The 13,677-nt window shown below is 34.3% G+C and carries 8 protein-coding genes; 3 read left to right on the top strand and 5 right to left on the bottom strand.

Going from position 1 to position 13,677, the window contains the following annotated elements:
• Positions 1–86: 86 nt before the first annotated feature.
• Positions 87–1,673, top strand: a complete 1,587-nt coding sequence (locus Q8L85_09715; protein MDP1724962.1) for a peptide ABC transporter substrate-binding protein — start codon at positions 87–89, stop codon at positions 1,671–1,673.
• A 57-nt stretch (positions 1,674–1,730) separates the two neighbouring features.
• Here Q8L85_09715 and nagZ read toward each other — a convergent pair whose 3' ends face one another.
• The 4 genes from nagZ to Q8L85_09695 form a co-directional block, all read right to left on the bottom strand.
• Complete coding sequence (gene nagZ / locus Q8L85_09710; GenBank protein MDP1724961.1) at positions 1,731–2,642, bottom strand: beta-N-acetylhexosaminidase; 912 nt, start codon at positions 2,640–2,642, stop codon at positions 1,731–1,733.
• The gene (locus Q8L85_09705) at positions 2,639–3,625 is read right to left on the bottom strand and encodes an SPOR domain-containing protein (protein ID MDP1724960.1); all 987 of its coding nucleotides are present in this window, start codon (positions 3,623–3,625) and stop codon (positions 2,639–2,641) included. Before Q8L85_09705 ends, nagZ begins: the two co-directional genes overlap by 4 nt.
• Positions 3,622–4,278 (bottom strand): hypothetical protein, encoded by a 657-nt coding sequence (locus Q8L85_09700; protein MDP1724959.1) that lies wholly within the window; start codon positions 4,276–4,278, stop codon positions 3,622–3,624. Before Q8L85_09700 ends, Q8L85_09705 begins: the two co-directional genes overlap by 4 nt.
• Positions 4,279–4,566: 288 nt before the next feature.
• Complete coding sequence (locus tag Q8L85_09695; protein MDP1724958.1) at positions 4,567–5,769, bottom strand: deoxyguanosinetriphosphate triphosphohydrolase; 1,203 nt, start codon at positions 5,767–5,769, stop codon at positions 4,567–4,569.
• 349 nt (positions 5,770–6,118) lie between these two features.
• On the opposite strand from Q8L85_09695, the gene Q8L85_09690 reads away from it, so the two are divergent.
• Complete coding sequence (locus Q8L85_09690) at positions 6,119–8,530, top strand: type II toxin-antitoxin system YoeB family toxin (GenBank protein ID MDP1724957.1); 2,412 nt, start codon at positions 6,119–6,121, stop codon at positions 8,528–8,530.
• 252 nt (positions 8,531–8,782) lie between these two features.
• Here the strand turns inward: Q8L85_09690 and Q8L85_09685 are convergent, their stop codons facing one another.
• On the bottom strand, positions 8,783–10,615 hold the full coding sequence (locus Q8L85_09685; protein MDP1724956.1) for a helicase-related protein: 1,833 nt from the start codon (positions 10,613–10,615) through the stop codon (positions 8,783–8,785).
• 396 nt (positions 10,616–11,011) lie between these two features.
• Between Q8L85_09685 and Q8L85_09680 the strand changes: the two genes are divergently transcribed.
• Entirely contained in the window at positions 11,012–13,576 is a 2,565-nt protein-coding gene (locus Q8L85_09680) for a type II toxin-antitoxin system YoeB family toxin (GenBank protein MDP1724955.1), read from the top strand.
• The last annotated feature ends 101 nt before the right edge of the window (positions 13,577–13,677 follow it).

The following is a 13,677-nucleotide window of genomic DNA, read 5'->3' as shown; positions in this document are numbered from 1 at the left end:
TTCTACGCTGCTATAAGCTATATAGGTATCAGTTTAGAAGGGTTCAACACCCTTGTGGAGAAAACAGAAAAAAGAAGGATTAATTTATGACCCCATTCAAAAAAATAGGGCTCGTTTTACTAGCATTATTAAACATTTCCAATACATTGAACGCTGATCTTAAGATTTTAAATCGTGGCAATTGCGTTGAACCTGCAACTTTAGATGTCAATAAAGCATGCGATGTTTCAACTTGCGCTATTATGCGCGATACATATGAAACGCTTGTGATTATGGGTCCAGATGGCGGCCCCATCCCTGCTGCTGCTAAAAGTTGGGATGTAAGTCCTGATGGCAAAACCTATGTTTTTCATTTACATCAAAATGCTAAATGGTCCAATGGAGAACCCTTAACCGCACAAGATTTTGTCTATTCTTTCCAAAGGCTTGCAGACCCTGAAACAGCATCGCCTTACGGCAATCATCTTTACGCCATCCAAAACGCACATGAAATCGTCACAGGCAAACTCAAAAAAGATGCTTTAGGTGTTAAAGCCTTAGATGCACATCGTTTTGAAGTGACATTAAATGCGCCAACGCCTCATTTTCTAGCACTTATGGTTCATACGTGTTTTTCACCACTCCATCAAAAATCTCTTGAAGCTGATAAAGCGAATTTTACAAAACCAGGCAATCTTGTATCAAATGGGGCCTTTAAACTTGAAAAATGGATACCTAATTCCATTGTAACCCTCGTTAAAAATGAGCATTATTGGGATCATGAAAAAGTTAAATTGGATCAAGAAAATTTTTATCCATTAACAGGTGAAACAGAATTAAACACATATCGCGCTGGTCAATTAGACATGACAGATAAAGTGCCAGATGAAAAGATGACTTTCGTACGTAATGATCCTGTTTTATCAAAAGAATTAAGCATTGTTCCTTATTTTTCGATTGCTTATTTAGGATATAACCTTACAAAACCACCTTTCAAAGATAATATAAAATTACGACAAGCGCTTAGCCTTGCGGTTGATCGTGAAATATTAACTAAAAATATCTTAAATGCAGAAGAAAAGCCTAATTATTCTTATGTATATCCTCATACACGTAACAACAAGCCTTATTATCTCGATTTCAAATCAATGCCGAAGGAAGAACGTATTAAAGAAGCACGTAGGCTTTATGCAGAAGCTGGTTATTCTAAGGAAAAACCTCTTGAAGTTGAAATTAGCTATAATACGGATGATAATCGTAAAAAAATTGTAACGGCGATTGCTAAAATGTTGGAAGAAACATTAGGCGTGAAAGTAAAAATGACCAATACAGAATGGAAAGTTTACTTAGATAATCGCAAAAAGAAAGAGACCCAAATTTATTTTGCTCGTCTTGTAGGCCTATACAATGATCCACATACTTTTGCTGAATGTATGTTGAGTGATTCTGGCATGAATGATACAGGATTCAATTGTCCTGAATATGATGCTTTGGTTCAAAAGGCAGCACATGAGCCCGATATGGAAAAAAGAATGGATTTACACCATGCAGCTGAAAAAACATTGGTTGATACACATGCAATGATGCCACTTTATAATTTTACACTTCCACAACTTATCAAACCTTATGTAAAAGGCTATAAACCCAATTTAATGGGACTTATTTATGGCAAAGATATTTGGATTGAGAAATAAGTAACACGGAAAATGAGGGTTAGATGCCCTCATTTTATTTCTTAGAAAAAAAATAAGTCAATTCTCAAAAAAACTTTCTATTTCTTTCATTTCATGCATATCCCCATTGCAATGTAGGATAACATCGCAACCGGCTTCTAACGCTTTTTGAGTACGTGTTTTAAAATCACCTTTAAGCGCTTTCATCGAAAGGTCATCCGTTAATAAAAGACCTTTAAAACCAATTTCTTCACGGATAATTTTTTGAATTACATCAATCGATTGGGTGGCGGGATTATGTGCATCGATTGCCTCATAAACGATATGGGCGCTCATGCCCCAAATATCAGGATAAAGTTTAGAAATTTTTTGGAAAGGTAAAAAATCAGTTGCTCTAAGGTCATTTAAACTTGCCGAAACAACAGGCAAATCCTCATGACTATCAAAAGTTGCGCGACCATGCCCTGGCAAATGTTTAATAACAGGTTTAATACCTGCTTTTAAATAGCCTTCAATATAAGCTTTACCTAATTCAAAAACAATTTCAGGATCACTTGAAAAAGCACGATCCCCAATAGCTTTATGCGTATATTCTGTTAAAACATCTAAAAGAGGGGAACAATTTACATTAATACCTAACTCTTTCAGCATAATGCCAATTTTATACGCATTTTCAAATGCTTGTTCGCAAGCAATTATAGGCGTTTCTGCCCATTTTTGCCCAAATTGATATTGGGGTGGAAAATCAGGCCATTCTTTTCCTTTTAAACGCGCAACGCGGCCGCCTTCTTGATCAATTAAAATAGGCAAATCATCGCGCAAGACTGTTTCTTTTAAATGCTCAATAAGGCAGGCAAGCTGAAGTGGATCTTCACAATTTCGTTTAAATAAAATAAAGCCAAAGGGATTACATTCTTTAAAAAAAACAAATTCGTCTTGCGTTAATTCAGTGCCTAAACATCCAAAAATGACAGGACGAATCGTGTTCATGGCTTCACTATAAAACAAGCTTGCTTTAATTTTTTAAGCATCTCGTTTATTTTTTCAGCTTCAGCTTGAGGCATACCTGTTGTTTGAATCCGATAAAAAATTCCTTTTGGGCCTAAATCTACATTTTTGGCAATTAGATCACAATTTTTAAAAATGTCAGGATATGCTTTTCTGAGGCGTCCGATTTCTTTTTGCGCTTCTTGCGCCGTTTTAACAGCACCTAATTGTAAGCGAATATTTGCTGAAGTTGTTTGAGTATTTTTGGGCACTATTTTTACAGCAGGAACTATTACAGGTAAATCTTGCACTATTTCTTTTTTTTCTATAATGACTTCTTTTGGTTCAGCAATTTTAGGTTTTTCTTGCGGGATAAATTCAGCAAGCTTATCATCAAAACTTTTCTTTTCAGCAATAATAGGTGCTTCAATTTCGGGTTTTTCGTCTGGCATTATTTCAGGTTGTTGTAATGCTTCCTGAATAGGCTGCGTTTTAACAATGCTTTCAATGTTGCGTTCTGCAGCATTTGCTTCTTCGCGTAATTGCTCAAGATTTTGGGATGCATTATCTTCAATTGGTTCTTCCACTGATTGAGCCAATAAAGGCACTTCAGGTGCTGGAAGTAAATGTTCTACTTTACGCTCTCGATTTTCAGGTGATGTCACCATATCATATACATGTCTGTTTTGATGAGGTATTTTCATGCCACCTGGTTCGTCAGGTTTCATTTTGATAGGCGCATCGTCGGCTGCAATATGAGGCGCAAATTCATCACTTGCTGTGTCATAACCACGCATGTAGGAATACCAACCCATGGTTATTGCACCACCAAATAGAGCGCCACAAATGATAATTAAAAACAACCAACGAAAACGTGATTTGCGTTTTTTAGGCGGCTTTGTTGGTTTTGGGGGCTTAGACGTAGGTGTTCTAAAATTAAGATCAGCAAAAAGAACATTGTCATTAAGATCACGATTTTTAGTCATATATTTAACTCGTCCAATACCTTCATGCCTATTCTTGCAAGATGATGATCGATTGTTATCTTAACGATCGTCAGAATAGCTAAATTTAAATTCGTTTTTGTCATATCACGTTCATCGATAAAGCGCAATCTTGTACCTGTATTTTGCTGCCAAGCAATGTTGAATATGAAGGAAATTTTTTTAAGCGCTTTTTTAATTTCATTATGATTTTCAAGTAATGTCGATTGATCGAGCAATAAATGAATCAATAAAAAACGCATAATGGGCATAAGATTTGTTAATGTTAAAATTTGATAAGGCGAAATATATCCAATTGAAATTGCCTCTTTAAAAATAGAGCAGCAACGTGCATAACAATATTGAATATCAAAATCATCGATTTCAGGTGCTGCATAATCTTTAGGTTGAGACATACAAGGTACATTCAGCATACTTAATAAAACATCATCTTTTATACGGATGTTTAAAAATCCTTTTTCATCATAGACATAGGACGAGACCCACGATAATAATGATAATTTTTTAAGCTGCTGAGGTGATATATTTGCTAAGTGAATAAAAACATCCCCTAAAACAGGATCTTTAGGTTGAAAAATTTTTGTGACTTCTTTTTCAAAACAAGATGTTAGATCACATAATAGATTTGAAAGCATTATAAGAAGCCCGTCATTGCGAGAATAACCGAGCGTTTACGCAAGGTTGTGCGTGGCAATCCACATTTTTATCTATCGCAGGACTTAAGTATAGATTGCCACAAACGCCTTCGTGCAAGCACTTAGGCATTTTCGCAATGACGGATTTTTGGTATTGTATTTTTAAATCTCCGGGCATCGATAGTGGACCAGAGTTGATAGACTTGAGATTCAGACAAGGCGCAACAAGCGAAGTGTATTCTTTATACATGAGCGCGGTGCAACGCAGTATCAATCCAAGCCTATCAACTATGATGGGTGGTATAGGTTATAGATACGCTGATGCTCCTCTATCGCATAACGATCAGTCATCCCTGCAATATAATCAACAACAATACGGGCTGTTTCTGGCTCTTTAGGGCCTTTTGTTTTGTGGTACCATTCTGTTGGCAAACATTTGGGCTGTTCAAGGAAAAGTTTAAATAGATCTTGTAATATTTCTTTACCTTTTACCCAACGCCTTAGAACTTTATAATGATTATACATAGATTCATGCATGAATTTACGAATTTTAACCTCAAAATCTCCAAGGTGATTTGAAAAACCTGCAATTGGATGATCTAAATTACGTATATCGTCAATATTACGTACACCCGATTTTGTTAACCGTTGACGTGTTTCTGTGTAAGCATCACGTATTAAAATTTGAGATAATTGACGCACACATTCGTAAATAAGACGAGATGTATCAAGGTTGGGATATTTATGTTCTTTTTCTTTAAAAATATCACCAATCAACGGAATTTCTTTGATATCAGCAATACTGAAAAGACCCGCTTTCAAACCATCATCAATATCATGACAATGATAGGCTATATCATCAGCTAAAGCTGCAATCTGCGCTTCAGCGCTGGGAAAAGTATGCAATGCTAAATCATAATTTTTATTATATTGTTCGATAGTTTTTGGAATATTGTCGATAATAGGACCATTATGTTTGACGACACCTTCTAAAGTTTCCCAACTTAGATTTAAGCCGTCAAATTCAGCATAGCGTTTTTCAAGCATTGTAAGGACGCGAAAAGTTTGGTCATTATGATTGAAGCCGCCAAAAGGTGCATAGACTTCATGTAGAGCCGCTTCGCCAGCATGACCAAAAGGGGAATGGCCTAAATCATGTGCGAGCGCTAATGCTTCTGCTAAATCCTCATTTAACTTCAAAAGCCGTGCGAGCGTTCGTGCGTTTTGGGCAACTTCCAATGAATGGGTGAGTCTTGTACGATAATGATCACCCTCATGGCTTACAAATACTTGTGTTTTATGTTTTAAACGACGAAATGCTACAGAATGTATAATACGTTCACGATCACGTTGATAATGTGATCTTAAAGGACATGGTGCTTCTGGATAATTGCGACCACGGCTTTGAATCGCATGGATGGCGTAAGGCGCTAAAATTGTATCGTGATCAGATGTAAGAGAAGGAAATTCCATTTTGGCCAATAAAGTCATCTTATCCATCCTTTGATATATTGCCGAATTTTCAGTATACAGAATTTCTACCAAAAGTTGCAAGAAAGCCCTTCAATTTTATTATCAATTTCAATAAGGGGCTTTTTAGGATTCTTATCACTCATAACAAGAAGCATATTTTTGAAAAATTAATATATTTAAATAATTACAACAATAAATATCTAATAATTAGCTTTTTATTTATAAATAAAATTTATATTAATTTAATTACAAATAAAATACAAACTTATAAAAATTAATAAAATAGTGTTAATAAAAACAATTTTATTGACATTTATGTATTTTTTAATTATTTTTTATTAAAATTAAATTAAGAAAGGATTAATCTATGATCAAAAAACTTCTTTTTATTACCACCCTCTATATATTTTCGTCCAACGCATTTTCTGCACTTTATGACGATCAAGAATTAAACGATGGTGGAAGCTCTTCACAAAGCCCTGTGCTTTTCGATACAAGTTCATTTGGTTTTGAAAAATTAAAAGAATTTATAAAACTAAAAAATAACAAAAAAGCAAAAGCCAAAATTAAAACAATTGAAGATCAAAATGCCGCAAGAATAAAACAGGCTTTAGGATTGCGTCTACAAAAGAAAAATGAAGAAGCTGAAAACCTTTTTAAAGAGGGTGCTGCAGAGGGATGTCCGTCTGCCATGTATTGGCTCGGCCTTATTGACGAAGAAAGCGGACAAGACAATCAAGCTTTTTCTTGGTATATGCTTTCATTTTTAAACTATATAGCACGCAGCGATATTATAGGTGCTGGATTTAAGAAATCAGAAGCTGCTTTGAATAAAATCAATAAACTTTTAGAAAAAAACGATTTTTGTCAAACAAGGAAAAAATTTTATTTAAATCTAACAGATCAACTGCAATCTTCTATTAACAAATATTCGTTTTCAAATGGTTTTGTGAGACATACTTTTGCTCTTATTTTTAACAATCATTTTTGTAAAAATTTTCCGCGCGATCAAAAGCTCACGACTTTTGTGATGAGTTTGATTCAATGGAATGCTCAAAGCATAAAGACAGATCAAACGGAATCTGTCCCACAAGAATGTCTTAGCCTTATCGGATCAAAATTTTTTGACCTGGAAGGATATCCTGAAGCAGCTTATTGCTTTCGACTTACAAAATCAAATAGGGCCTTATCCTATTTAGGGTATCTCATTGCTGAAAAAAAATGCAATTATGATGAGAACAACAAATTAATACTAAAAAAGAATCGCAATAAAATAGCCTCCACTCTTTTATCTAAAGCCAATGATAGCTTCATATCTATTTATTTAGCCGACGGTATTATGCATGGAAAATTTCTTTTTAATTGCAATGGTCAAAAAATTGCACTAAATGAAAAAGACCAGATTGCAGCTGATTTATTATGGAAATATGAAGACAATATCGCAGCGAAGTTGGTTCTTGCAAATATAGTTTTAAATAGAGAAAACCTAAAAAATGCGGAAGGGGAAATCATGTCTTCCGCAATACGTTACGAATACGCCGCAAATCTCTTAAGACAAATTCAAACGCCTTCTGCAAAAGCGCGTTTAGGCAATTTAATACGCTTTAGCGATACAAACAAAGATCTTTTTGGAAACGAATTTGAGGAACATCGTCGCGCTGAAATCGCAGCTGAACTCTTCCGAGAAAGTAAAACGCCAGATGCCTGTTGTAATCTTGGAGAAATGATTTATGCAGATTTAACTCTAAAAAATTTAGAAGGAAAAGATATAGATTCTGATCAAAAAAATGAAGAAGTTGCTCAATTAATGAGAATGTCACGAACAGATGATGCATATGAAAATCTAGGAGAACTTATCGTTACAAAGTTAACCCATTCTGATTTGGATGGAAATTCATTTTTAGAAGAGGATCGTTATGAAATTGCAGCAGATTTATTCAGAAAATCCAAAGGCTCTCAATCTTTAAAGCATCTAGCCAATCTTATTATTCAACATCTTATAAAAACAGATTTAAGTGGAAATCTCATTACTTCACCCGAACAAGAAATCAAGGCGCTGATCGAATTATTTGAGCTTTCAGATAAACCCTGCGCAAAATTCAATCTTGCAATCATCATGTTAAATTCTCAGAAAAATATTTCGATAGAGACAAAACGTAAAGCGCATAAACTTATGAAAATAGCTGCCCTTCAAGGCATTAAAGAAGCCGACATATGTTGTGCTTTACTTCAAAATGAAATTCAACTTGAAGAAAAGGATACAAGACCAGATAACACATTATTAGATGAATCTAACTCTAAAGATCTAAGCGATAAAGATGCAGCTGAAATATCCCAAGATGCAGAAAAAGGGCAATCCTCTTTAGAGTCTTTGTCGCTTGAGCAACGATTAAAAATCAAAGCATTGAAAAAAGAGCAAAAAAAGAAGGAATATAAAAAAACAGCTCAGAAATTCAAAAATCTACTTCATGGAAAGATTAAACAAAATGATCTTGATTCTTTTTTGATTCATCAAGAAAAAACGATGAAAAAAACTTCAAAAGTTATTTGGGATAAAAAAGCTGAAAAAGACTGGCAAAAGCACGATCCAGCTTTAAAAACAAAAATAACCGAACTTATTCGCGACATTAAAGAAGGTGGCAACCGTGGAAAGCCTGAAATTTTAAAACTCACTGATTTGCTCTCAAGACACATAAACAAAGAACACAGACTTATTTATAAAACCTTAAACAATGGAGATATCGAAATTTTTCAATGCGTTGGACATTATGACGATTAAATAGTTTAAATGTCTAAACAACATCCCCATTGTCCAGAATGAAATCAAAGTTCTTTTTTTCTGGATAGCGATGCGTATTTGTTTGGCAATGCTTAGATTATGGCATGATGGTGTTGCTCTTTATAAACGCCTTAGATACCCCTCACCCGTCGCTGCGCGCCGACCTCTCCCACAAGGGGAGAGGTAAAACCGAAGCAATTTAATTTGCAACAAAAGTAAAAGGCTTTTTATTAAAAAAGATTAATTTACAACTTAGTTAAACAAACTACAATTTCTCCAACCACCGCCTTGACCTTTTTGTCTATCGGATGTTAAATCACCTGCACCTCGAAATTGAAGATCCAATTCTGCAAGCTTCATGTCGTCCCCAAGATTTGAGTTTTCTACAAAAGCGTTTAGACGCGCTAAAGTGCTGGGATTGTCTATTTCATCATCAGGGTTTAATCCTACATAACAATATGCTTGAACAGGCGAGCGTCCGACACGACCACGTAATTGTGATAATTGGGCCATGCCGAAACATTTAGGATCACAAATGATCATTGTGTTTGCATTTGGTACGTCTATCCCAACTTCAATAACAGTTGTTGCAATTAGAATATCAATTTTTTGTGTTTTGAAATCTTCAAGATTTGATGAAATATCCTTTTTTGACATTTCGCCATGAACCATAGCAACTCTATGATCAGCATAAAGTTGTTGAATTAAATCCAACGTTTCTTGAATATTACTTACTTTAGGCACAATAATATAAACTTGTCCTTGACGGTTGAGTTCGAAATCAAGGATAGGCCTGATTTCATCTTCAACAAAATTCATGAAATTTGAAACAATGGCCAAACGTCCGACAGGCGGTGTTGTAAGGTGTGAAGAGCTCATTAATCCCTTATTAACCAATTCTAAGGTTCTAGGAATAAGCGTCGCAGACATCCACAAGACATGCGCATTTGTAAAATGCTGACGTAATTTCTCTTTTTGTATTACGCCTAATTTATGCTCTTCATCAATAATAATATAACCAATATCTTTATATTTTATTGCATCTGAAAAAACTGCATGCGTACCAATAATGATTTGAGCTTTTCCTGATGAAATATCATTGAGCATTCCCTTTTGTTTATATCCACTAGGTATGTAAGCGACATTAATACCGGTTCCTTCGAATCGTTCAGAGAACGTTTTATAATGTTGTTCAGCAAGTGTTCTAAGCGGCGCCAGAATAACAACCTGATGACCTGATTTTGCAACTTTATAAGCAGTTCTTATGGCAATTTCAGTTTTACCAAAACCAACCGAACCAACCAATACACGATTCATAGGTTTGCCTGATACAAATTCTTGGTTTATCTCGCCAATAGCATTTTCTTGACAAGATGTAAGTGAAAAAGAAAATTTTGAACAAAAATCATTATATTCTTGCTCTTGGGTTTGAATTAATTTTCCTTGTAAAGAGCTTCTATCTAAAAGAACATCTTTTAAATGTGCTTCTAAATTTATATCTAATTTTTTTTCTTTTTTGGTTTTCTTTATTGCTAGGCTAGGTTTTAAAAAGTTCTGTAATACTGGATTTGATAATGTAGTGTTAAAACTATAAGGCTGAATATTTTCCAGCACCATTTGATCAGTGAATAAAATTTTATGAAGAAGATCTTCATCTGATGTTGTTGCTTGAAAGCCAAATGTAACGTTATGAAAATTGTATTGTGGTACAGCTAAAAAGGGTGCTGGTATATTGAAAAAAAATGTAGATATATTGTTTTGAGGATAATTTGATTGAATTTCTACTTCTTTGATTTGACCAGAGGATAAGAGTTCGTCTAAGCTTTGTGAACTTGGCGATTCTTGCTGTTCATAATCAAGCATAAATTGGGCAAAATTAGAATCATGCTGTTGCGCTTCTAACAAATCACTAGCAGCATCAAGTGAATATGAAGAACTCTCGTTCTCATAATATTCTGCTGGAATTTGTAAAAAATCATTCGACGCTTTAAGCGAAAGCTCATATTCATCATCATATCCCGCAAACAAAGAACTTGAAAATAAAATTGAAGTTGATAATGCTAGTGCTATAAGTTTTTTATACATAATAATACTCCATAAATTAAAACAATAAAATTATGTTAGCATAGTTTAAGTGTATATACAATATAAAAATAATTATTACTTTATTTTTATATTATTTACATTAAATTTAACTATTATTAATTATTCTTTATTATGCTTTTACCCATTGTTTTTATTTATATTTAACACCGCTTTTCCTTGTTTATATTCGTTCAAATTGCTAGAGCACCTGAGTTCAAAGCCCCATTAACTTCAAGTTGAAAAAATTATGAGCTCATCTTTTCTTCATTTCAGCGTTCATTCAACTTGTTCTTTATTAGATGGCGCTCTTAAAATTCCAATACAGTAATAAAAATATTGCTTTTAGTTATTAATTTGTATAAAATTCTTTTAATTTAAATTAAAAAGGATTAATAAATGATTAAAAAACTTCTTTTTGTTCTTTCACTTCACTTTCTTTCATTCAACGCATTTCAAGTTTTTGCAGGACTTTATGACGATGAAGATACACAGGATATTTCAACCCCTTCCGACAATATGCCGCTTTTCGACACAACAGTATTTGGCCTTGAAAATCTTAAAACATGGTGGAATGCAAAACCTAAAAAACGTAAACAAATAGATTCTCAAAATGAAAACCGCATAAAAGCAGCTATCGCTAAACGTCTTAACAAACAAAATGACGAAGCCACTCAACTTTTTAAAGAAGGTGCTCAAAATGGATGCCCCGTATCTATGTATTGGTTAGGCTTCATTGATGAGCAAAACAAAAAATATACGCAGGCCTTTTCCTGGTACATGCTTTCTTTTTTTACCCAAATGATTAAAAGCGATTCAGGTCCAAAAGGAATTCAAACCTGCCATAACGTTCTCGCAAATTTAGATAAACTTGTAAAAACAGATTCTGTTTGTGAAAAAAGAAAAGCTTATTATAAAGCCATTAAAGAGCAAATGAGCAGGATGCCAGCTCATATACTTCCTTCTCACCCTCTTTTCATGCAAGCTATTTTAAGAACAATCGTTATTGCGCACCAGAAGTATTTTCCACATGATAAAAAACTAAGCGCTTTTTCAGTTGGCGTAAATGCTTGGCTTCTGGATAAACAGCTTTTTCCGCGATTAGCAGAAGAAGCTGCTGGATGTGCAGCAACAATTACAAATTCATTTTTCAATTTAGACGCAAATGTTGAAGCTATTTATTGTATGCAACTCTTTAAAACCAACAATCTTTTAGGCTTTTTAGGTGATCTTATTCTAGATAATAAATGCGATTACAATGAAAACAACACTAAATTTGAGGAAAAAGATCGTGCCAAAATTGGATCCGTACTTTTATGGAAAACCCAAGATCCAAAACTCATTGAAAAACTCATTGATAGACTAATATCTGGAAAAATCGCCTTTGACGCGCACGGAAAACCACTTGATCCATCACAAAAAAACCAGATTATCGCCGATTTAATCTGGAAACAACCAGACCCCTCCCCCACCTACCTCAATTATCTAGGCTGCCTTATTCTACATGCAGACAAACTAAAAGATGCGAACAAAAAGATTATCCCAAAAGAAAACAAAACCTTTATGGCAGTAGAATTTTTTAGAAAAGCCAATATTCCTCAATCCATTGAAAACATAGCCAAACTCATTATAGACGGTAAAATTACAAATGATCTTCACAACAAACCATTTTCACGTGAAGAACGCTATGAAAAAGCAGCCGAAATTTGCAGAATAATTAAAACACCGGATGCATGTGATTTGCTTGCGCATCTTATCAGCGAAGGCCATGTCACAAAGGATCTTGATGGCAATCCATTTACCGAGGATCAAAAACATTTTGTAGAGGCTGATCTACACAGAAAATCACGAACACCTTCGGCTCTTTACAATTTAGGACGCTTAATAAGTTTAAACTTAATTTCACAGGATCTGGATAATAAAGAAATTTCTAATAATAAAAAAACTACTGCCAATTTATATAGGCAATCTGGAATTCCGGATGCAATGACAAATTATGCTTTTCTCATTGAGCAAATGGAGATTTCAGTCGATTTTGATGGCAATATGTTCTCCGAATCTGAAAGATACAATATTGCTGCTGCCCTTTACAGCAAATCCAAAACACAACGCTCTTTTCATTTTGTGGCGCACCTCATTCAAGAAAATCTTATTGCGCAAGATTATGAAGGCAAGGCTATTGAATCGGAAGAACAAAAAGAGCAGATAATAACAGATCTTTATACGCAAGCCAATTTTCCTGAATCAAAAATTGCTTTAGCCATTATCAAGCTTCAATCTTCATCGGAACAACCTATTGAAACGATGATACAAGCTTTAAATCTACTTGATGAAGCAAGATTGGCAGGAAATTCTCAAGCAGATTTGTTTTATACAATACTTCACCAAAAAATTGATGAAGAAAAAGGAACGCAACCCATTTTACATATTGAGAATCCTATTGAAACAAAAAATGAAAATCAAGAATCAAGTTTAAAACCAACTCAAAGCCAGGATGAAGTCATGGATGATGAATCTTCTTCGGACAATTCAACGGATGAAAATGATTCTTGTCCTGAATTATCATGGGAAGACAAACAAAATCTTAAAGCTTTAAAAAAACGCGACCGTGTTAAAAATGAAGCCAATCGTCATTTTAAAAAATTACTTCAAGGAAAATTATCTAAAAAAGAAGGCGCCTCACTTATTCCCAAAATGGAAATAACACTGGCAAAAACAATAAAAATCCAATGGAATAAAAAAGCTATTGATCAGTGGAAATCATTGAACAATGACGAAAAAAAATTAGTACAACGTCAAATTAGTAATATTCAAAATGGAGATCAACGATCAGGAAAACCAAAAAAATTAAAAAATTGCGACTTTATTTCTAGAAGGATCACGCAAGAACACAGGCTAGTCTATCAACTTTTAGGAAATGGAGACATTGAGATCTTACAATGTTGGGAGCATTACGATGATTAAATATTTGAATGCCTGAACAACACGGCCTTTCTCTAGAACTAAGTGAAAATGCTTTTTTTGGGGATAACACCTCCCCTCCAAAAAATAGGAGGGGAGCTAAC

It is taken from the genome of Alphaproteobacteria bacterium, assembly GCA_030680745.1.
GTDB lineage: Bacteria > Pseudomonadota > Alphaproteobacteria > JAUXUR01 > JAUXUR01 > JAUXUR01.
The sequence above is the reverse complement of the archived record's forward strand: the minus strand, read 5'-3'. Positions and strand labels throughout refer to the sequence as shown.

Excerpts from the sequence above, each read along its gene's own strand:
- Q8L85_09700 (MDP1724959.1), bottom strand. The coding sequence starts at position 4,278 with ATGCTTTCAAATCTATTATGTGATCTAACATCTTGTTTTGAAAAAGAA.
- Q8L85_09690 (MDP1724957.1), top strand. The coding sequence starts at position 6,119 with ATGATCAAAAAACTTCTTTTTATTACCACCCTCTATATATTTTCGTCC.
- nagZ (MDP1724961.1), bottom strand. The coding sequence starts at position 2,642 with ATGAACACGATTCGTCCTGTCATTTTTGGATGTTTAGGCACTGAATTA.
- Q8L85_09695 (MDP1724958.1), bottom strand. The coding sequence starts at position 5,769 with ATGACTTTATTGGCCAAAATGGAATTTCCTTCTCTTACATCTGATCAC.
- Q8L85_09680 (MDP1724955.1), top strand. The coding sequence starts at position 11,012 with ATGATTAAAAAACTTCTTTTTGTTCTTTCACTTCACTTTCTTTCATTC.
- Q8L85_09715 (MDP1724962.1), top strand. The coding sequence starts at position 87 with ATGACCCCATTCAAAAAAATAGGGCTCGTTTTACTAGCATTATTAAAC.
- Q8L85_09705 (MDP1724960.1), bottom strand. The coding sequence starts at position 3,625 with ATGACTAAAAATCGTGATCTTAATGACAATGTTCTTTTTGCTGATCTT.
- Q8L85_09685 (MDP1724956.1), bottom strand. The coding sequence starts at position 10,615 with ATGTATAAAAAACTTATAGCACTAGCATTATCAACTTCAATTTTATTT.